The sequence below is a fragment of the Desulfuromonas sp. genome (genome assembly GCF_002868845.1).
Taxonomy (GTDB): domain Bacteria; phylum Desulfobacterota; class Desulfuromonadia; order Desulfuromonadales; family BM501; genus BM501.
The window spans coordinates 69,443-90,982 of record NZ_PKUB01000044.1 but is presented as its reverse complement, the minus strand read 5'-3'; the positions used below and the strand labels follow the sequence as shown (position 1 = coordinate 90,982).

At 65.6% G+C, this 21,540-nt stretch carries 14 protein-coding genes and 1 pseudogene; 14 read left to right on the top strand and 1 reads right to left on the bottom strand.

Features of this window, described 5'->3' with window-relative positions:
* Positions 1–6 precede the first annotated feature (6 nt).
* Positions 7–327, bottom strand: coding sequence for a cytochrome c3 family protein (locus C0617_RS13700; RefSeq protein ID WP_291317600.1), 321 nt, complete (start codon positions 325–327; stop codon positions 7–9).
* Between the two features lie 258 nt (positions 328–585).
* On the opposite strand from C0617_RS13700, the gene C0617_RS13695 reads away from it, so the two are divergent.
* The 14 genes and pseudogenes from C0617_RS13695 to C0617_RS13630 all read left to right on the top strand — a co-directional run bounded on the left by C0617_RS13695 (position 586) and on the right by C0617_RS13630 (position 21,516).
* Positions 586–1,521 (top strand): helix-turn-helix transcriptional regulator, encoded by a 936-nt coding sequence (locus tag C0617_RS13695; RefSeq protein WP_291317599.1) that lies wholly within the window; start codon positions 586–588, stop codon positions 1,519–1,521.
* 353 nt (positions 1,522–1,874) lie between these two features.
* Positions 1,875–2,843, top strand: coding sequence for a polyprenyl synthetase family protein (locus tag C0617_RS13690; protein ID WP_291317598.1), 969 nt, complete (start codon positions 1,875–1,877; stop codon positions 2,841–2,843).
* Between the two features lie 202 nt (positions 2,844–3,045).
* On the top strand, positions 3,046–3,282 hold the full coding sequence (locus C0617_RS13685; RefSeq protein ID WP_291317597.1) for a hypothetical protein: 237 nt from the start codon (positions 3,046–3,048) through the stop codon (positions 3,280–3,282).
* A gap of 114 nt (positions 3,283–3,396) precedes the next feature.
* Positions 3,397–5,853 (top strand): ATP-binding protein, encoded by a 2,457-nt coding sequence (locus C0617_RS13680; protein WP_291317596.1) that lies wholly within the window; start codon positions 3,397–3,399, stop codon positions 5,851–5,853.
* Between the two features lie 334 nt (positions 5,854–6,187).
* Positions 6,188–8,062 (top strand): hypothetical protein, encoded by a 1,875-nt coding sequence (locus C0617_RS13675; protein ID WP_291317595.1) that lies wholly within the window; start codon positions 6,188–6,190, stop codon positions 8,060–8,062.
* Positions 8,059–9,156, top strand: coding sequence for a VCBS repeat-containing protein (locus tag C0617_RS13670; RefSeq protein ID WP_291317594.1), 1,098 nt, complete (start codon positions 8,059–8,061; stop codon positions 9,154–9,156). Before C0617_RS13675 ends, C0617_RS13670 begins: the two co-directional genes overlap by 4 nt.
* 24 nt (positions 9,157–9,180) lie before the next feature.
* Positions 9,181–9,369: pseudogene (locus C0617_RS13665) on the top strand (CRTAC1 family protein); the annotation flags it as partial.
* A complete protein-coding gene (locus C0617_RS13660; protein ID WP_291317618.1) occupies positions 9,349–9,708 on the top strand; it encodes an ASPIC/UnbV domain-containing protein in 360 nt (119 codons plus the stop codon). The pseudogene C0617_RS13665 and the gene C0617_RS13660, both read left to right, overlap by 21 nt.
* A gap of 19 nt (positions 9,709–9,727) precedes the next feature.
* The gene (locus C0617_RS13655) at positions 9,728–12,574 is read left to right on the top strand and encodes a multiheme c-type cytochrome (RefSeq protein ID WP_291317593.1); all 2,847 of its coding nucleotides are present in this window, start codon (positions 9,728–9,730) and stop codon (positions 12,572–12,574) included.
* A gap of 18 nt (positions 12,575–12,592) precedes the next feature.
* Positions 12,593–13,813, top strand: coding sequence for a two-component regulator propeller domain-containing protein (locus C0617_RS13650; RefSeq protein ID WP_291317592.1), 1,221 nt, complete (start codon positions 12,593–12,595; stop codon positions 13,811–13,813).
* Positions 13,810–15,138, top strand: coding sequence for an ABC transporter substrate-binding protein (locus tag C0617_RS13645; RefSeq protein WP_291317591.1), 1,329 nt, complete (start codon positions 13,810–13,812; stop codon positions 15,136–15,138). Before C0617_RS13650 ends, C0617_RS13645 begins: the two co-directional genes overlap by 4 nt.
* Complete coding sequence (locus tag C0617_RS13640) at positions 15,135–16,385, top strand: ABC transporter substrate-binding protein (protein WP_291317590.1); 1,251 nt, start codon at positions 15,135–15,137, stop codon at positions 16,383–16,385. The genes C0617_RS13645 and C0617_RS13640 overlap by 4 nt, the downstream gene beginning before the upstream one ends.
* Positions 16,382–19,741, top strand: a complete 3,360-nt coding sequence (locus tag C0617_RS13635; protein WP_291317589.1) for an FG-GAP-like repeat-containing protein — start codon at positions 16,382–16,384, stop codon at positions 19,739–19,741. Before C0617_RS13640 ends, C0617_RS13635 begins: the two co-directional genes overlap by 4 nt.
* Positions 19,738–21,516 carry a CRTAC1 family protein gene (locus tag C0617_RS13630; protein WP_291317588.1) on the top strand — a complete coding sequence of 593 codons (1,779 nt, stop codon included), beginning with the start codon at positions 19,738–19,740 and terminating at the stop codon, positions 21,514–21,516. Before C0617_RS13635 ends, C0617_RS13630 begins: the two co-directional genes overlap by 4 nt.
* The last annotated feature ends 24 nt before the right edge of the window (positions 21,517–21,540 follow it).

Genomic DNA, 21,540 nt, shown 5'->3' with positions numbered 1-21,540 from the left:
TCCTGTTTACTTCACGTGGCAACCTTTGCACCCGGTGGGGCCGCCTTCTTTCTTATGGCAGCCTTTGCACTGCTTGTGGAAGGCGTCTTTGGCCTTGGGAGCGGCAGCGTCCACACCGTGGCAGCTCTTGCAGGAGCCCTTGTCAACACCGTTGTGGTGGCAGGCGGTGCAGTCGGCCACTTTGCCCTGGTGGACGGTGTGATCGAAGGTGATGGTCCCCATCTTGGTCTCGTACTTGACTTCGGCGGGGGGGTCGGTGGCGAAAGCGGCCAGGGAACCGGCGGCCACGAAGGCCACGACCATCAGGATGGTGATAAAACGCTTCATCTTTTTCTCCTCCTTCTAAAAAGGGATCTGGGGCGGATGGGTCCGCCATGCTTGGGTAGACTCTAATCGAACCTGGCTCGCTCTGCATCAGATATCAGGTCCAATGCCACCCGATGTCGGGGTGAATGGTAAAGAATTCAATGAAATACAATGGCCCGTGTCGGGTCTTTTCAGCGTCGATCCGGGGTGGCTTTTGCTGTTTACACCATTGTGGGATGTCTGTTAGACTCTGGCGAATTTTACCTGGAGACCCGATTCATGGAGCCTGAACTTCCTCCCACAGTCTGCCTCGACGGCGCCGAGATCCGTCGGCAACGCGAGGCGAAAAAGCTGACCCAACTCTATGTGGCGAAGGTGGTCGGAGTGACCACTGATACGATTTCCCGCTGGGAGAACAATCGCTACCCTTCGGTCAAAAGAGAAAACGCCATCCGCCTTGCCGAGGCCCTGGAGGCCTCTGTTGAAAATATCCTGCGCAGGGAACCCGAGGAGACCGCCGCCGAGGCGCCCCGGCCCAAGGAAAAGGCGAGGTTTCCCTTTTCCCCCTGGCAGGTTTTTGGCCTCGGCGCACTCCTGCTCGTTCTGGCGGCGGGGGCACTCTTCTTCCGGAAGGGGGAGGTTCCCCAGGCCGGGGTCCTGGCCGAGCGCTTTTTGCCTCAATACGCGGCCCCGGGCAGCCTGATTCCCGTGCGTGTCCGGCTGGAGACCGAAGACCAGGTCAAGGGGTTCATCCTTCGGGAGCACTTCCCCGCGGGGTGGAAGCTGATCGAAGCCACCCCCCCGGCTTCCAGCCTGGACAACGAGGCGGGCACTGTGCGTTGGATCGTCAAGCCTGGCGAGGAGAGGCCCCTTATCGTCTATCTTCTGAAAGTCTCCTCCGGGGCCGAACTTGACCTGGATGCCGAGTTCCGGGGAGAGGTGGTGGCCAATCCCAATGGCAGCAGCGCGCCTGCACAGGTGGAGGGCATGAGTCTCCTTCGCACCGCCCCCTACCTTTGGGCCGATTTGAACGGCGACAGCGTGGTCGATGACAGTGAAATGCTGCAGGCCTCCGATACCGTGGACGAAATGAAGGGGGTCCATCTCGACTGGAAGCTGCTGGAGAGCATCTGGGATGCCGGAAGCTACAGTTGGGTACAAAAGAAACAGCGCTTCGTGCCGGTGAAACCCCCGCTCCCCGAATCGTCCCCCTGATCGTTACTTTTTCACATTCCCCCCAGGTCGGCGACCAGTTCCCGCAGGGTGCTCCCGTTGACGAAGCTCCTGAGGTTGGCGGTGCTGTAGGGCGTTCGGTTCATGATTCCTCCTGTTGCATTCATCTGCATCTGCGGCCGGGCGGTATGGGAAAAGTTTTTTCAGGCAACCTGGAAATGTCAATAATTAAAACATGATGAAGGCGGTCGTGTTTTTACGCTCCATCAAATTGTCGTCAATTAAATATATCGGCGATATCGCTTTTGAAACGCCCGTCGCAAAAACCTTTTGACAAGTGTCCGAGCGATTCTTTAGGATAAGCGGGATTTTACCTCTAAAGGATTTTCCCGCCCATGGATAAAGCCCTCGAATTACTGCAAGACGACCTGATCAAGGTGGAGGCCCAGTTCAAGAAGGATCTGGACTCGGAAGTTCTCCTGATCCGCAAGGTGGGGGAGTATGTTCTCGCCAGCGGGGGCAAGCGGATCCGGCCGATGCTGCTGCTCCTCTGCGCCCGGCTCTCCGGATATTCGGGGCAGTATCATATCGGCCTCGCCAGCGTGGTGGAGTTCATCCACACCGCGACCCTGCTTCACGACGATGTGGTGGACAGCGCTGTGATGCGCCGCGGCAACGATTCGGCCAATGCGGTCTGGGGGAATGAAGCCTCGGTCCTGGTCGGGGATTTTCTCTTCGCCAAATCGTTCGCCATCATGGTCAAGGGGGGGGACCTCGGAGTTCTGAAGGTTCTTTCCGAGGCGACCACCAACATGGCCGAGGGTGAGGTGCTGCAGTTGATCAGTACCTGCTACCTGGATATGGACGAGGACCGCTATATCACCGTGGTTCGCAACAAGACCGCGGTCCTGCTTGCCGCCGCCTGCCAGTGCGGGGGCATTCTGGGCAAGGTCTCCAGCGCGCAGGAACAGGCCCTGAGCGATTTCGGCATGGACCTGGGGATCGCCTTTCAGTTCATGGACGACGCGCTCGATTACGTGGCCGAGGAATCGGAGTTCGGCAAGGCCCGGGGGCAGGATCTCGCCGAGGGCAAGATGACTCTGCCCCTGATAGAAGCCCTGCGTCACTGCTCGGGCGAGGATCGCGAACAGGTTGCATCCATCGTGGAAAAGGAGGAGATCAGCGCAGACGACCTCGAGTTCGTGCTCTCCCTGATCGGTCGGCATGACGGCATCGGCCACACCCGGGCCCGCGCCGGGGCCCTCGTGGAACGGGCAAAGGCGCGCCTCGAGGCCTTTCCCCCGTCGCCGGCCAGAGAGGCTCTCTGCGAGGTGGCCGATTTCGTGGTCAGCCGGCGCATGTGATCGCCTGCCCTGTCATTTGACATAATCAGGATTCGTTAAATCGCCCCCTGTGCCGAAATGGTAGAGGGGGCGATTTTCGTTTGGAGCCTGTTTTATGGGAAAACTACCGTGTTCAGGGGGGCGGCTACGGGGTTGGCGCGGAATTTGCTGCTAGATCGACGAACAGGCAACTTGATTTGCCCCTATTCTCGGCAGGCTCGCCATGGAATCTGAAACCCTGGTTCACCAAAGCAATCTCTCCCTCGATGGGGAGGACTATGAGATCCTGGTCTTCTCCCGCCCCGATGGCTCCCACGTGGCCAAGACCTTTTTCGCCACCGAAGATGTCATCATCAACGATGGGGCGTCCCTCGACGAGGCTCTGGACAAGCACCGACGCCTGCTCCCCCTGGCGGTCGACTGCCGGCAGTGTTTCCGCCCTTCCCGGCGCCCCCTCTGATTCTTTGCCGTCTGACGCTCGCAGGTCTCTTTCTCCTGTCGGGGCTTTCCCGGTCTCCTGCCTTCCTGCTATAATCGCCCCATGTTTCGGGTAAATCTGCATAAAAAGGTCCTTTTGGCCTTTTGGGCCCTCTCTCTCATCCCCCTGATTCTTCTGGCCCTCAATTCCCACCATAGTCTGCGGGCGGTTGAGACCCAACTGCTGGGAAGCGCGACCGACGCCCTCGACACACAGGTGGCCGAGGGGCTTGAGCTTCGTGCCCAGATGGTGGCCCGGGATGTGGCGGATTTCCTCCGTTCCGTCGAGGCCGACCTGCGAGACCTCGCACTTCTGCCCCCCCGTGCCGAGGATTATCTTCAGTTCAGCCGCAACCACCGCAAGGTCATCTGGTACCGCGGCGGAACCAACGCGGCCCCGGTGGAAATCCGCGAATCGGTGCCCCTTTATTCCGAACTGGCCTTTGTCGGTCCGGAAGGGCGGGAACGCCTGCGGATCGAGGGCGACAGGGCCCTGGGTGAGCTGCGGGACGTCTCGGATCCGGCGAATACCACCTACCTGCCTGAAACCTACTTCCTGCAGGCCCGCGATCTGCCGCCGGGGCGGAGCTACCTTTCCCGCGTCACCGGCTGGCATGTCAGCAAGGAAGCCCAGCTGCAGGGGGCCTCGACCCCCGAGGAGGCGGTCGAGGGCGAGCACTATCGCGGGGTGGTCCATTTCGCCATGCCGGTTCGCGCGCCCTCCGGGGAACTGCGGGGGGTCGTCGTTCTGTCCCTGGATCACCGGCACCTCATGGAGTTCACCCAGCACATCGCCCTCACCGATGAGCGCTATGTGGTCTTTCCCTCCTACGACAGCGGCAACTACGCTTTCATGTTCGACGACGAGGGCTGGATCATCACCCACCCTAAATTCTGGGACATCCGCGGGCTCGACCGCCGGGGGCGGCTGGTCCCCCCCTATACCGCCGAGTCGGCTCCCGAAGCGGTGGAAAGGGGGGCCATTCCATATAACCTCTTTTATGCCGATTTCATCCATGCCAACTACCCGGTCGCGGCCGAGGCGGTCCTCGGCGGTCAATCGGGTGTCGTCGACGTCACCAACGTGGGTGGATCGAAAAAGATCATGGCCTATGCGCCGATCCGCTATGCCGGGGGGGACTACGGGAAGCGCGGCATCTTCGGGGGGATTACCATCGGGGCCGAGCTTCGGCAGTTCCACAAGCCCGCCCACCAGGCCTCCTCCCTGATCCGCCGGGAATTCACCCGTTTTGTCAGCCAGACCTGGACCCTGATCACGGTGACGGGGCTGATGGTCTTCATCGCCGCTTACCTTCTGGCTCGCAGCATCGCCGGGCCCCTCTCCCAGTTGATCGCGGGCACCAAGGAGATGGCGAGGGGGAAGTTCGCCGCCCAGGTGGAGGTGACCTCCCACGACGAGGTGGGCGACCTGGCTCAGTCCTTCAACGCCATGGCCCAGGAGCTGAACCTGCGGCGCAAGAAGCTGCTCAAGACCCTCCGCGACTTGCGCACCTCGAGGCGCGACATCCTCATGGAGCGCAATTTCAAGGAGACCATCGTCGAAAATATCGAGACGGGCATCCTGACCCTCGACCCCGAAGGCATGGTCACCTCGGTCAACGAACCGGCCTGCCGCATCCTGGGGCTCGAAGCGCATCCCGGGGTCGCTCCTTTCGCCGAGTTGCTCCGCTCCTGGCCGGAGATTCTCGAGGCACTGGAGGGGCAGGGGGAGAGGAAGCGGGGCCGCTGGAGCCGTTACGTCGACCTCCAGCGCAATGCCGGACAGCTCGTCTTCCGGCTCGCGCTGCTGCCCCTGTCTACGGGCGAGGAGGGGGGGCACATCCTGACCGTGGAGGATCTCACAGAGCGGGTCCAGCTTCGACGGCAGATGGAGCGCATGGACCGCCTTGCCTCCCTCGGGCGGCTCTCTGCGGGGATCGCCCACGAGGTCCGCAACCCCCTGACCGGGATCAGCCTCCTGCTGGACGAACTCCATGACCGCCTGCTCAGCAACCCCGGCGATCAGGCCCTGATCCGCAGAGCCCTCGGAGAGATGGAACGTCTCGAGGGGCTGGTCGGGGAATTGCTGAATTTCGCCTCCCAGTCCCAGACCAGTCTGGAGCCGGGGGACGTGAGGCAGGTGCTGGAGGACACTCTTTTTCTGGTCAAGAAGCTGTGCCAGAACGGGGGAGTGAAGCTCGATGTCGACCTGGACGACGCCGTGCCTCCCTTCCCCCTTGACGCAGGCAAGCTCAAGCAGGCTTTTCTCAATCTGTTTACCAACGCCCTGGAGGCGATGTCCGGCGGAGGGACCCTGTCTGTCTCCACCCGCCTCGAGGGCGGCTGGGCCCTGGTGACCGTACGCGACACGGGGGAGGGCATTCCGCCGGAGCGCATCCCCCTGCTCTTTGAGCCCTTTTTCACCTGCAAGGGCGAGGGGACCGGTCTGGGGCTGGCCATCACCCATAATATCGTCTCCGACCACGACGGCCGCATAGAGGTGCAGAGCCTCCCGGGGCAGGGGAGCACCTTCACGCTCCGGTTCCCGGTATAAGGGTCCGTTCCACCGGGTAGCGCTCCCCCTCGTCGCCTCTGCCACTCGAAGCAGGGGCGGTCTCGTCTCCACGCCGCCATTTCCCTTGCCCGGCCTTCCGCCCGCCAGACCGTTCCCTCTCCCATGGCGACTTGTCGTCCCGGCGCCGGGGCCTGGCTGCGACCTCGGGGCAGACCGGGACGCCGGCCTTATAAAACATTGTATGAATAATTGCATTTATGGTAGTTATTCCCTCTGAGATTTCGATTCTTCCGGTCCGGCAGATCGTTCGCCCGGCCCACGGCATGGATATGGAGAGACGGTGTATCAACGGCTTATGGACAGTTTACTTGTCATGAATCGGAGAGGATCCCCGGACTGGCCCCCTTTGCGGCCGCTCCTGTTCCTTCTCCGGCTGCTGGTCTTTTTGCTGGCCCTGTCCTGTTGCTTTGCGGCGGCGGCAAGCGCCGCACCGGGAAGCGAACCGGATCTGGTTATGGTCAGGATGCCGACAGGCGCAGAAGCTCCGTCGGCCCGGCCGGATGACTCCCCCTTCGCAGTTCGGTATGTCGACGGCTGCCAGATCGTTCGCATCGGGTCGGCCGACCCCACCGGGCGATCGACCCTCCTGTCTCGCGATTTTCTCTCGGCCCGCGACCCGGCTGTCTCCTTCGACGGCCGCCACATCCTGTTCGCCGGCAAGCGCAAGGCAGGGGACCCCTGGCAGGTCTGGCGCATGGAGGCCGACGGCTCCAATCCCGTCCAGCTCACCCGGGGACAGGCCGATGCGGTCTCCCCCCTTTACATCGGTTCTCTCTTTCACCTGAACGACGCGGCCCCGACCCCTCAGATCGCCTATGTCGGCATCGAAAAGGGAGCGTCGGCCGCCGTCGCTCCTCAGGTCGCCCTTTACACCTGCAATCTGGACGGAAGCTCTTCGCGGAGAATCACCTTCAACATCGACCCAAGTTTCGATCAGGACGTTCTGCCCAACGGCCGCCTCGTCTTCAGCAGCTGGCGTCCCGACGCCTCCCGCCTCGGAACCCGGGGAGAGCTGGGGCTAATGGCCGTCAACATGGACGGGACCGACCTCATGCTCTTTGCCGGGGAGACGGGCCGGGCCCTGCACATGACGACGGCGCGGGTCGCCCCGACCGGAGAGCGGGTTTACTATGTCGAGTCGCGCACTTCGGCCCCCCTCGGGGGGGGCGACCTCGCCTTTGTCTCCCGGCTACGGCCCCTTCATTCACGACGTCTGCTCGCCTCCGAAGTCGGCGGCTTTTTCCACAGCCCCTGTCCGATGCCCGACGGCCGCCTGCTGGCCTCCTACCGGAGCGGCAAGGACGACGTCTTCGCACTCTGGGAGATCGACCCGGAGACGGGAGGGCGGCTCCGGGCACTCTATTCCGAACCGATGCGCCACTGCGTCGATGCGCAGGTTCTCGCCCCCCGCCCAGAGGTGAGGGGGCGTTCGTCCATCGTCGGTTTCCGGTTTCCGGACACCGGGGTCTTTTATTGCCTGAACGTCTATATCAGCGAGCACTTTGCCATGAAGGAGATGGTTCCCGGTTCGATCAAGGAGGTGCGGATCGTCGAGGCGATGGCCCGGACCGAGGAAGACCTTCGGGACGGAGCGATCGCCCCCCGGCGGGTTCTCGGCGTCGCCCCGGTGGAGCCGGACGGCTCCTTTCATGTCCGGGTTCCGGCGGAGACCCCCCTGGCTTTTCAGCTTCTGGATGAACAGGGCATGGCCGTGGCCGGCCAGCTCTCCTGGACCTGGGTGATGCCGGGGGAGTCGCGCCTCTGCATCGGCTGTCACGAAGACCGGGAGCGGGTGCCGCCAAACCGGCTTGCCCAGGCGATCCTCAAGCCCGAGGTGCCCATGACGCCCCCGCCCGAAGCACGGCGCAGCGTCGACTATGTCCGGCAAGTCGCCCCGATCCTTCGCGAGCGCTGCGCCGCCTGTCACGGCCCGGAGGGCGCCGCGCCGGCCCTGACCGGCGGCGACTCCGACTTCGACGCCCTGCTCGGGCCGGGAAGTCCCTACCTGGTCCCGGGCAGCGCCCGGCAGAGCCTGCTCCTTCGGCCCCTTCTTCGTGCCCGGGGGGCGGGGGACGGCGCCGACGGGCATCACGGCCCCTCCCGGCTGACCGAAGGGGAGTGGCGAACCCTCGTCGAATGGATCGACCTGGGGGCCTTCTACGACAGCAGGCAAGGGGGTGGACGATGAGAAGGACCACGGCAGGGAGTGTAGCGCTGGGCCTGCTCCTGGTTCTGGGGCTGGTTCTGCCCGGCGAGGGGCGGAGCGGGCAGGCGGAGCTACCGGTTCTGCGGGATATCACGGAGGAGGCCGGGATCACTTTTGTCCACTCCATCGGCGACCAGGCGCTGAGCAATATCGTCGAGTCGACCGGAGCCGGCGTCGCCTTCTTCGATTACGACGGCGACGGGCGCCTCGACATCTACCTCGTCAACGGAAGCTACCGCAAGGAGGTCAACCATCCGCGCGGGCGGCGGATGGCCTCCGGGCTTCGCAACGCCCTCTATCGCAACAACGGCGACGGCACCTTCTCCGACGTCACGGCGAAGGCCGGCGTCGGCGATGACGGCTACGGGATGGCCTGCCTGGCCGCCGACTATGACAACGACGGCGACGCCGACCTCTTTGTCACCAACTACGGCCCCAACGTCCTCTATCGCAACAACGGCGACGGCACCTTCTCCGACGTCACGGCGAAGGCCGGAGTCGCCGGTGACCTGTGGTCCGTGGGCTGCACTTTTCTCGACTACGATCGGGACGGCTTTCTCGATCTCTTTGTCGCCAACTACCTCGATTTCGACCCCAAGTACCGCTCGTTTTACGCCGGCGACGCCTTTCCCGGCCCCCTGTCCTACCCGGGGCAGCCGGACGCCCTCTACCGCAACCGGGGCGACGGGACCTTCGAGGAGACGACCCGGGCGGCGGGGCTTTTCAATCCCCGGGGCCGGGGCATGGGCGTTGCCGCCAGCGATTTCGACGACGACGGCGACACGGACATCTTCGTGGCCAACGACGCCATGGAGAACTATCTGTACCGGAACAACGGCAACGGCACCTTCAGCAACGTCGCGCCCCTGACCGGCACCGGTTTCGGGCAGAACGGCGAAGCCACCTCGGCCATGGGCCCCGAGTTCGGCGACTTCGACCGAGACGGCCTGATCGACCTGCTGGTGCCGGACATGGGCTACGGGTGCCTTTACCGCAACACCGGGCGCGGTTTTTTCGAGGAGATGAGCGCCAAGACGGGCCTCGCGGCCGCAGCCGGGCAGTACACAAGCTGGTAGGGGAATCTCTTCGATTTCGACGGCGACGGGCGCCTCGACATCTTTCTTACCAACGGTGACAGCCGTTTCCTCGAACCGGAGGAAGACCTGCTTCTGCTCAACCGGGACGGCCGCCGCTTTGTGGACGTCTCCGGCCGCGCCGGGCTCGACCCCCGAAAAAGGTCGGTCAGCCGGGGCTCGGCTATCGGGGACATCGACAACGACGGCGACCTTGACATCCTCGTTCTGAACCTCAACGACACTCCCCGCCTGCTGCGCAACGACGGCGGCAACCGCAGCCACTGGCTTTCCATCCGCGCCAGGGGCACGCGCAGCAACCGGGACGCCCTCGGCACCCGGGTTCGGCTCACCGCCGGCGGCGTGACCCAGGTCGCAGACGTGCGCAGCAGTTCCGGCTACCTCTCTCAGGGGGACCTTCGGGTTCATTTCGGTCTCGGCGCCGCCGCCAAGGCGGAGCGAATCGAGATCCGCTGGCCCGACGGAGGGGTGCAGGTTCTCGAAAATGTGACCGCCGACCGGATAGTGACCGTGACCGAACCTGCCTCCGACTGATCCCAGGGAAGGGTGCACCATGTTTCAATCTTCGAAGATTCTTCCGGGCCTGTTCCTTTGGGGCGTTCTCTGCCTGGTCCTGCCCATCGGCGGGGAGGTCCGGGCCCAGGCCGCCTCCGATGCGGATGCGGTCTATGTCGGGCAGGGCGTTTGCCGCCGGTGCCACGACTCGGATCACCGCGACCAGTTCAACCCCTGGTATCGCTCCGCCCACGCCCGGGCTTACGCGGCCCTGTCCATGCCCGAGTCGAAGGAGATCGCGCGCCTGTCCGGGATCGACGTGGATCCCTTCAAAAGCCCGGTCTGCCTGGGATGCCACGCGACGGCCTCCGACGCCGAGCCCTGGCAGCTCGATGCAACCTTTTTCACAGAGGACGGAATCGGCTGCGAGCATTGCCACGGTCCCGGCAGCGAATACGCAGAGGCCGGGGTCATGGCCGACCGAAAGGCGGCGATGCAGGCCGGCCTGCGGATGCGCGGACAGGACCTCTGCCTGGACTGCCACATCCCGAAGGGCTCCCACCAGGCGGTGCTGGAGGTCAGGGAGTTCGTCTACGAAGAGGCGCTTGAAAAGATCGCCCATCCGGGCAGGGGAGGGGCCCTTCCCGCCGCCGCGGGGGGGGCGGACGCAGGCTATTCCGAGTCCGGTTTTGTCGGTGCCCGGGTCTGCGGCGGGTGTCACCGGGGGGAGGCCGCGGGATTCGCCTACAGCAAATGGCGTTTGTCGGCCCACGCCGAGGCCCACGCCGTCCTCGGCACCGACCGGGCCAGGGCCGTCGCGAAAGACGCCGGGCTGACGGCCGATCCGCGCCGGGCTTCCCAATGCCTGCGCTGTCATGCCACCGGGTCGGCCGGTTCGGCCGATCCTTTTGCCGCTCCCGTTGCGGTTGAACTCGGGGTGCAGTGCGAGAGCTGCCACGGCCCGGGGGGCGCGCACGCGGCGGCCGGTGGAACGGTCGTCCTGGGCGCGGTGGAGCGCGGGACATGCGAGGGCTGCCACAGCGGCTATCACGGGGAGAGCTTCGACTACGGGGGGATGCCCGGCTCCATCGCCCATGCAAAACCCGAATCGGGAGCTGCCGGGGCTGCCGGCCCCCGATACAAGACACCCGTCGATCTGGCCCTTTCCCGGGACGGCCGGCTTCTTTTCGTCGCCTGCGAGGCCTCCGACAGCCTGGCGGTCGTCGATACCCGGAGCCGCACCCTGGTGGCCGAGATTCCCCTGCAGAACCAGCCCAACGGGGTCTGTCTCTCCCCCGACGAGGACCGTGTGTTCGTCAGCAACCGCGGTTCGGATTCCGTCTCGGTGGTCGATGCCCGATCCTGGGAGGTCATCGCAACCATCGCCGTCGGGGACGAACCCCACGGTCTCGTCACCGATGCGGCGGGCGAGACCCTCTACGTGGCCAACGCCGGCTCGGGAGACGTCTCTGTGGTCGATCTGCAGAGCGGCCGCGAAGCCAAGCGGCTGGCGGCCGGGCGGGGCACCTGGGGAGTGAGCCGCGTTCCCGGCGGCGCCTCGGTGTTCGTGACCAACAACCTTTCCCATTTCGTGGAGTTCCGCGCCTCCTCCCGATCGGAGGTCACCGTCGTGGGGACTGAGCAGGCCCGGGTGTCCCGGCGCATCTCCATCCCCGACGCCAACCTCGTGCAGGGCATCGACTTCGCCCCCGACGGGGAGTTCGGACTGGTGACCCTGCTGCGCACCAAGAACCTCGTCCCTATCACCCGCGTCATCCAGGGCGGGGTCATCACCAACGGCATCGGGGTTCTGTGGCGGGACGGGCGGGTCGACCAGCTGCTGCTCGACGAGCCGGGGCACTACTTCGCCGACCCCACGGACGTGGTCATCTCGCCGGCGGGGGATTTCGCCTACGTCTCCGGCGGGGGGATCGACGCGGTGGCGGTGATCGACCTTGGGCGCATGAAGGAGGTTCTCGGCCGCGCCACCGAAGAGGAGCGCAGGGAGGTCCTGCCCAATCATCTCGGCGTCTCGAGCCAGTTCGTCCTCAAGCGCATCGGCGTGGGCCGCAGTCCCCGGGGCCTCGCCGCTTCGCGCGACGGCCGCTATGTTTACGTGGCGGACGCCCTGGACGACTCCGTTTCGGTGATCGACGCGAAGCGCAACGAGCGGATCGCCGTGATCGGCCTGGGCGGCCCCGAGCAAATCACCCAGCAACGCTTCGGCGAGCGGGTGTTCCACAGCGCCGAGGTGACTTTCGGGCAGCAGTTCTCCTGTCATTCCTGCCACCCCGACGGTGGCATCGACGGCATCACCTACGATCTCGAGCCGGACGGCCTCGGCCTGAACCCCGTCGACAACCGCTCCCTGCGGGGCATCCTCGATACGGCTCCCTTCAAATGGACGGGAAAGAACCCGACCCTGAGCCGGCAGTGCGGGCCCCGGCTGGCGGTCTTTTTTACCCGCATCGACCCCTTCACGCCGGAACAGGTGAAGGCCCTCGAACACTATATCTGCACCATTCCGCGCAATCCCAACCGCTTCCGTGGCGAAGAGCTTTCCGACGCCCAGCGCCGGGGGAAAAAGATGTTCGAGCGCACCCGCACCAACGACGGTGCTGAAATCCACGAGGAGAACCGCTGCGATTTCTGTCATTCCGGGCCCTACTACACCAACCGCAAGCTCGCCAACGTGGGGGTCATCTCCGAGCTGGACACCAAGGACACCTTCGACGTGCCCCACCTCAACAACATCTACGAAACGGCCCCCTATCTCCACGACGGACGCTCCGAGACCCTGGAGGAGATTTGGACCCGGTTCAATCCCGACGATACCCACGGGGTCACCAACGACATGACCAAGAACCAGCTCAACGATCTGATCGAATATCTCAAAACCCTGTAACGAAGAGTGATGCGTGCCATGAAATCGACTCCGTCGAAGAAACCGGGAGCCGTCCAAAGGGCCCGGATGATCATCCGCCAGGCAGGGTTGCTCCTGGCGCTGCTTTTTGCCGGGTGGCTGCCGGCCTGGGCGGCCGTCGACCAGCCTTCGCTTTCTGCCGGGGAGCCCTACGTCTATACCGAGTGGGAGACCTTCGGCGTCGAGGACGGGTTGCCGGATGACCACATCTTCACCATCCTCGCCGACGGCGAGCGGCTCTGGGTCGGCACCGAAGGGGGCCTGGCCCTGTACGAGAAGGGGCGCTGGCAGAGCTGGACCGAGGAGGACGGACTGCCCTGGAACGTGGTCATGTCGATAGCGGTCAGCCCCAAAACCGGCGACCTCTGGCTCGGCCTGTTCGGCGGCGGCCTGGTCCGGTTCAGCGGCGGCCGCTTCGATCACTTCCACCAGCTCAACAGCGGCCTGGTCAACGACGTGGTCTACGGCGTGGAGGTCAGCGGCGACACGGTCTGGGCGGCCACCGCCGCAGGGCTCAGCGCCTTCAACACGCTCACCGGCGAGTGGGAGATCTTCACCGAGAAGAACGCGCCCATGGAGGAGATCTGGTGCTACAACGTCGACGGCGACGACGGCAAGGTCTATGTCGCTGTGTGGGGCGGCGGCGTCCTGGAGTGGGATGAAAAGACCCGCCGCTGGAACGCCCACCGGGACCCCGACCGGGAGATGGAGATCGACCTCTACCGCGACGACGGCCTCATTCACATCATCACCACCTCGGTCTCCTACGTCGACCGGGTCCTGTGGGCGGCGACCTATTTCGGCCTGAGCCGCTACGACGGCAAGAACTGGCGCGGCTACATGGAGCACGACAGCGGGCTGGCCAGCAACTTCCTGAACCTGTCGGTGGGGCGCAGCGCGACTTCCTGCTACAACGCCACCGATCTGGGCCTGGCGGTTCTCGCGGATTTCGACACCGACACCTGGGTTACCTACAAGCGCGACACCGAGGACGCCGGGACCTGGACGGCCCACCTGATGGTGGGCAACGAGGAGGTCCGGGCGGTGCCCACCGGCCTGTCTCTGCCCAACCATTTCGTGACCGCTCTCGACTTCCAGGGGGAGGACCTCTGGATCGGCACCGGCCACGGCCTGGCGCGGGGCGTCGGCCGGGGATACTATCCGGGCCTGCGGCCGCCGGAAGCCGCCGTGCGGGCTTCCGGGGGGGAGGGGGCGCAATGATGGCCCTGCGACGGCGGGCGTTTCGGGGTCTCCGGGCGGGCCTGGCCTGCGCGATGGTCCTCTTCTGTCTTTTGGGGTGCGGCGCGGTGATCGCCGAGCCCCCGGTCTACGGGCGCACTCCTGTCGAGTACGTCCCCTACGGGCGGTTCGCCGAGCCCTACAAAGAGTATTTTCTCGAGTCGGTCCAGTACCATGGGCACGGCCGCGAAATCCCCGAACCTCAGGGGGTGGAGAGCGTCAAGATCGGGTTCCTGGGGCCGATCGAGAAAACCGTCTCCGTGGCCACCGGCGGCGCGTCCCACGAGGAGGGACTCGGCCGCAGGATGCTTCAGGGGGCCCGCCTCGCGGTGGAGCACGCCAACGCAGGCGGCGGGTACCGCGGCAGCGGCATCCCCTACGAACTGGTGGTCCGCAACGACAACGGGCTCTGGGGTGCGAGCGGCAGCGAGGTCATTCACCTCGGTTACAAGGACAAGGTCTGGGCCATCCTCGGGACCATCGACGGCGCCAACAGCCATATCGCCATTCGCACTGCATTGAAGATCGAGGTGCCGGTGATGAACTCGGCGGATACCGACCCGACCTATTCCGAGACCGCCATCCCCTGGGCATTCCGCTGCATCACCGACGACCGGCAGATGGGCTACCTCCTTGCCGATTTCGTCTTCGGCAAGCTGCAACTGACCCGGGTCGCGGCCCTGCGGGCCAACAACCGCTACGGGCGGATCGGCATCGACGAGTTCCGGGACGCCGCCACCCGGCTGAGCCATCCTTTCCTGGCGGAGATGAATTACCAGCTCGGGGACACCGATTTTACCCCGCAACTGGAGCGGATCAAGGCTCTCGACCCGGAAGTCGTCATTACCTGGGGCGACGCCGTCGAATCGGCCCTGATCCTCAAGCAGATGCGGGCGATGGGGATGGACCAGTGGCTGGTCGGCAGCGACCGCATGGTCGCCCCCGAGTTCTTGGCTCTCGCCGGGGGGAACCTGGAGAGGGTGGCGGCCGGCTATCCTTACGACCCGGAGAGTGACGATGTCCGGGCCCATCGCTTCCGGCAGGCCTATCTCGGCCGCTACGACGAGTCTTCGGATGCTTATGCCGCCCACGCCTACGACGGGATGAACATGCTCATCGCCGCGACGGAGAGGGGGGGGCTCAACCGGGCAAAAATCCGTGACGAGCTGGCCGCCATGAAGACCTATCCCGGAGTCAGCGGCATCAAGGAGTTCGATGCGACATACAACAACGTGAGTCCCGCCTACCTGGCCATCGCCGAGGGCGGCCGCTTTCGCGTCATCTCCCGGGACGAGATGCTTCGGTGAGGCGATGGGCGCTGATATCGCTCCAGGCCGCCATCCTGACCTTCGGTTTCTGCATCGCCTTCGCGGCCCCGTACAAGCAGATGCTCGACGATCCCTTGCGGTTCCGGGGCCACGCAGGCGCCGAAACGGCCCGGGAGGGCCTCGACGCCGTAGTTATCGGTCTCTTCGCCCCCGGTGAGGAGGCCGGAGCCGTTGCCCGGGACCTGAACCGGGGGGTCGCGCTGGCCGTCGCCCGGGCGAACGGGGAAGGGGGGCTGCGCGGTACGCCCTTCCGGGTGGCCAGGCGCTGGGACGACAATCCCTGGGGGGCCGGTTCCAAGGAGATGATCCGCCTCGTGTACCGGGACCGGTCCTGGGCGGTGATCGGCTTCACCAACGGGGCCGGGCACATCGCCGAGCAGATCGCGGCCAAGGCCTATCTGCCGGTGCTCTCTCCCGTCTCCTCCGATCCCACCCTGACCCATGCCCGCCTGCCGTGGATTTTCCGCCTTCCCCCGGACGGCGCAGCCCAGGCCAGGATCCTTATCGAAGAGGGGGTCGTCCCCCGGGGGCTGAAACGTGTGGGGATGGTGACCAGCACCGACCACGACGGCCGGAGAGCCGCCGCCGGATTGCGCTCGGCCATGGAACGCTTTGGCGTGCCGGCCGCATTTCACCTCTCCGTCGAGGCGGACCTTCCCGATCTTCGGCAGGCGGCCCGGCGCATCAGGGATTTCTCCCCAGACGGCCTTGTTCTGCGCCTGCCCCCCGTGCTCGTCGTGAGGCTGCTCCAGGCCCTGGGGGAATCCGGGGACTCTTTCCCCATCTTTCTCCCCTGGATTCCCGGCCTTTCGGAGGCGGATCTGCGCGGGGCCTATCGCGGGACCATCGTCGCCGTCGAGCCTTTTTCGAGGTCCCGGGGCGACGGAGCCCTCGCCGATTTCGAGCGGGCCTATCGGGACCGATTCGCCTCCCCCCCCTCGGCATCGGCCGCCTACGGCTACGACGCGGCGCGCATGGTCGTTGCGGCGGTCCGGAGCGCGGGGCTGACCCGCAGCGGGGTTCGCGACGCTCTTGCCGCCAAAAGCGGCTATCGTGGGGCGAGCGGCATGATCGATTGGGACAATGGCGGCGGCAACAGGGCGCAGCCCGTTCTTCGGCTGCTGCCCGGGTCCCCTGAACAGGATAAACAACTTATGTGTGACGGAGGAAAGACAAGCATGGATTCCCCGAACCGAAACCTCATCCCCGACGGGGGCCCGAGGTGAGCGGCTCAGGCCGCATGGTCGCGACGGCCGCCCTGATCGGCCTGCTGGCCCTCTTCCTCTGCTCCTGCCTCGGCAGGGCCGACCTGAGGCCGTCCGGTCCCGACCCCTCTGCGGTCGCCTCCAACAACCGGGGGGTCGCCCTGATGGGACAATACGACTTCGAGGGGGCGCTTCGGGAGTTTTCAAGCCTTGCCCTCGACTATCCGGACAACGGGGACATCCTGGTGAACCTCGCGGTGGCCACCCTCAACCGGCAGCAGGAGGGGGATGAAACGGAGGCCCTGTCTATTCTGAGCCGCGTTCTCCAGAGCCGCCCGGGAAATCTCCGCGCCCTTTACTGTACGGGGCTGCTGGAGCTGCACCGGGGCCGGCCGGTCGAGGCCCTTAGCCATTTCCAGACCGTCGTCGACGCCGACCCGGAGGACCTGGCGGCATGGTATTTTCGCGCCCAGTCCCTCATGGATCTCTCGCGCCACGAGGAGGCCCTCGGCTCCTTCGAGCGGGTTCTGGCGGGAGATCCCTATGTCGTCAGCGCCTACTACGGGGCGTTCAGGGCCTTGCGTCATCTCGGCAAGAGGGAGGAGGCGGAGGCCATGATGGGAGTCTTTCAGGGGCTCAAGGGCAATCCCCGGGCGAGAAGCCTGGAATTCAAGTATCGCAAGATGGGTTCCAGGTCCGAGGCCGCCACCATCGGCGCCGCCCCGGCGGTTTCCGCGTTAAAACCTCCGGGCCCGGTCTTCGGCGCTCCCGAGCCTCTCGGGCCCGATCTGACGGCAGGCGCCTGGGACGGCCCGCAGGGCGGGGGGCGTGCCAGCCTGACCTTCTGCGATTTCAACGGGGACGGCCATCTCGATCTGTTCATTGCCGGGGCTCTGCAAATCCCCGGGGGCGCCTCCAACGCGGTGCTCCTTCGCACGGCGGGGGAACCCGGCTACCGGCTGGACCTTCAGCATTCGCTGGCCCTGGTGCCGTCTGTGAACTTCGCCCTTTGGGGCGATCTGGACGACGACGGCCTCACCGACGTCTACCTGGGCAGGCGTGGGCCGAACCAGCTGTGGCGCCAGGAGGCCGGCCGCCGCTGGCGCGAGGTAAGCGCGGAGGGTGGAGCCATGGGGTCCTTCGACACAGCGGACGGCGCCCTTTTCGACGCCGACCACGACGGGGATCTCGACATCTTCCTGGTCAACGCCGACGGACCCAACGAACTCCTCAACAACAACCGCAACGGGACCTTCCGCCCCCTCGCGGCGGACCACGGCCTCGCCGGAACCGGGGGGCCCTCCCGGTCGATCGTCACCGCAGACCTGGACCACGACCGGGACGTGGACCTGATCGTGGTCAACGAGCACCCGCCTCACGAGGTCTACCTCAACGACCGTCAGTGGGAATACCGGCCGGCGCCGGGCTGGGACGCCTTCAAGGCCTCCGAGGTCGCGGCCGCCGTCGCCGGAGATGCCGATGCCGACGGGCGGGTGGAGATCTACGCCCTCGACAGGGCCGGCGCTCTGACCCGCTGGGAGCGGTCTGCCAGCTCATCCTGGGAGGGGACTCCTCTGGAGAAGACCGCGTTTTCCCGGGCACCGGGCGAGACCCGCCTTTGCCTTGAGGACCTGGACGGGGACGGGGTGCTCGACCTCCTCGGCTCGGGGCCTGACGGGTGGTGGGCCGCCGCTCCCGAAGGGGGAGCAACCGCCGCCTTGTTCGCCGTTCCGGGTGCCGAGGCGGACGCCCTGAAGGCCTGGGGGCTGATGAACTCCGGGGAGGGGCCCGTGCTCGTCGGCTGGACCCCGGGGCAGAAGCCGCAGGTCTGGCTGGCCGGATCCGGAAGACATCCCTTCGTCCTCCTGAAGCTCTCGGGCATGACCGAGCCGGGATCGACCTGGAGATCCAACGCCTCGGGCATCGGTAATCGGCTGGCGATCCGGGTCGGAGCGCGCTGGACCGTGGCACAGACCTTCCGCAACGGCTCGGGGCCCGGCCAGAGCCTGCAGCCGGTCACCGCTGGGCTCGGCGGAGCCGAGCGCCTCGACTTCGTGGCGATCGACTGGACCGACGGGGTTTTCCAGACCGAACTCGACCTCGAGGCCGGCGCTCTTCACGAAATCACCGAAACCCAGCGCCAGATGTCGAGCTGCCCGGTGCTCTTTGTCTGGGACGGCAGCGGGTATCGGTTCGTGAGCGACCTGCTCGGCGTGGGGGGCATGGGCTACGCCCTCGGACCGGGCGAGTACGCCCCCCCGCGGCCCTGGGAGAACTTTCTTCTGCCGCAGGGCCTGATGCAGCCGGAGGACGGGCGGTTTTTGCTCAAGCTGACCGAGCCGATGGAGGAGATCACCTACCTGGACGCGGTCCGGCTCGTGGCCTACGACCTTCCGCCGGGCTGGGCCATGACCCTCGACGAGCGGATGGGCATCGCTCCGCCCGAGCCCACCGGCCGTCCTCTTTTCTACCGGCAGATCGTGGCGCCCCTGCGGGCGCTCAACGACCGGGGCGAGGACGTGACCGAGGAGGTCGCCGCTGGGGACCTCCGGGCGGCGCCGCCCGGCCCCCTCGACCGCCGCTTCATCGGGCGCCTCGAGAAGGAGCACGTCCTGACTCTGACCTTTGCCGAGGCCCTCGACGCTTTTCCCGGGCAGCCCGTGCTGCTGGCCGACGGCTGGGTGGAGTATCCCTACTCCCAGACCAATTTCGCCGCATGGCAGGCGGGGGCCGAATATCGCGCCCCCTCCCTTGACGTGCACGGTCCCGACGGGCAGTGGCGCCCGCTTCTCGAGCAGTTCGGCTACCCGGCCGGCATGCCGCGCCAGATGACCGTTCCCCTGCCGCCCCTTCCCGAGGGGGCCCGGCAGATCCGCATCCGCACCAACCAGGAGATCTACTGGGACAGGCTGGCGGTCGCCTTCACCGAACCGCCCCCCGAGATCGACAGACACCCGCTGCCCCTCGACTCCGGCGAGCTGCGGCAGGTCGGCTTCCCCGAGCGGGTGGCCGCCGACCAGCATCGCCCCGAATACGACTACGGCAGGCGGCGTCCGGTGTGGGACACCCATTTCATCGAGGGATTCTACACACGCTTCGGGCCGGTGACCGAACTCGTCGATCGTCGCGACGGGGCGGTCGCCATTTTCGGCGCCGGCGAGGAGATTCATTTCGAGTTCGCCGATTCGGCGCCCCCGGCCCGGCCCGGCTGGAGCAGGGTCTACGTTCTCGAGACCAACGGCTGGTGCAAGGACATGGACCTTCACACCCAGAACGGCGAGACCGTCGATCCGATTCCCGACTACGGTGTCCCGTCCCCCGAGGTTCGGAGGCTTCACGATGCCTATCAAACCCGCTACCTTTCAGGCAGGCAATGAAAGTTTTTGAAGACGCCCGAACCGACCTCGCGCTGAATGGCCCGAGGTCCTGTCCCCTGCTGCTTGCGGCCCTGATCTTTCTTTGCCTCGCCGGGGCGACCCCCGTGGCCGCTGCTACCGCGTCCCCGCCCATCTTCGAGGACGTCAGCGAGGCGTCGGGGCTCGACTTCGTCCATTTCAACGGCATGACCGGTCACTTTTATTTTCCCGAGATGACCGGGCAGGGCGGGGCCTTGCTCGATTACGACGGCGACGGCGACCTCGACGTGTACCTTCTTCAGGGGGCACTGCTGGGGCCGGGGGACAAGGCGTCCGACGCCCTCTTCCCCGCGCGGGACACCACGCCCCGGGACCGACTCTTCCGTAACGACCTCGCTATCGACAAGGAGGGCCGGCGCACCTTGCGCTTCGTCGACGTGACCGACGAGAGCGGTCTGCGGAGCACCGGTTACGGCATGGGTGCGACCACCGGGGATTTCAACAACGACGGCTGGATCGACCTGTATGTCACGAACTACGGTCCCAACCGGATGCTCTACAACAACGGGGACGGCACCTTTGCCGACGTGACGGCCAAGACCGGAACCGGCGATCCCCAGTGGGGAACGAGCGCTCTCGCCTTCGATTACGATCGGGATGGCTGGCTCGATCTCTACGTGGCCAACTACGTCGCCTTCGACGTGGTCAAAAACCCCAAGTGCTACGCCAACAACAGCCGCCGCGACTACTGTGGCCCGTCCGGCTTTCCGGCTCAGCCGGACCGCTTCTTCCACAATCGCGGCGACGGCACTTTCGAGGAGATATCCGCAAAAGTCCTGGTCGGCTACTCCCCGGGGCCCGGCCTCGGCGTGGTGGCCACCGACGTCAACGGGGACGGTTGGCTCGATTTCTACGTCGCCAACGACGGCAAACCGAACCAGCTCTGGCTGAACCGGAAGGGCCTCCGCTTCGAGGAGGACGCCATGTTCGCCTGCGCTTCCGTGAACCGGGACGGGCAGGCCGAGGCCAGCATGGGCGTGGACGCGGGGGATTTCGACAACGACGGCGACGAGGACCTGTTCATTACCCACCTCATGGGAGAGACGAGCACCCTCTACGTCAACGACGGCACCGGCTTTTACGAAGACCACACCGGCCGACTCGGCCTGGCCGCCGGGAGTTTCTGCTATACCTCCTTCGGCACGGGGTGGCTGGACTACGACAACGACGGCTGGCTCGACCTCTTCGTGCTCAACGGCGCGGTGCTTGTCATCGAGCAGCTGGTCCGGGCGAAAGACCCCTATCCCCTCCACCAGCCCAACCAACTCTTCCACAACGAGAGCGGCAAGCGGTTCGTCGACCTCACGGCAGAGGCCGGAGAAGCTCTGGCCCTTTCGGAAGTAAGCCGCGGCGCGGTTTTCGGCGACATCGACAACGACGGCGATACCGATGTGCTCGTCACCAACAACAACGGGCCGGCGCGCCTGCTGCTGAACAGGCTGGGCCAGGACCGCAAATGGCTCGGCCTGCGCCTGGTCGATCCTTCCGGCAAACGGGACCTGCTGGGCACGCGCGTCGCACTGAAGCGAAAAGGGAAGCCGACCCTCTGGCGGCGGGTTCGGACCGACGGCAGTTTCTGCTCGGCCAACGATTCGAGAATCCTGTTCGGCTTGGGGGATTCGGAATCGGTGACCGGCGTCGAGGTGGTCTGGCCCGACGGCCTCAAGGAAGTTTGGAATAGCGTAGAACCGATGACATACACGACCCTCAGGAAAGGAACCGCGAAGCGACCATGAACAGGTATTGCCGACTTATCTCTT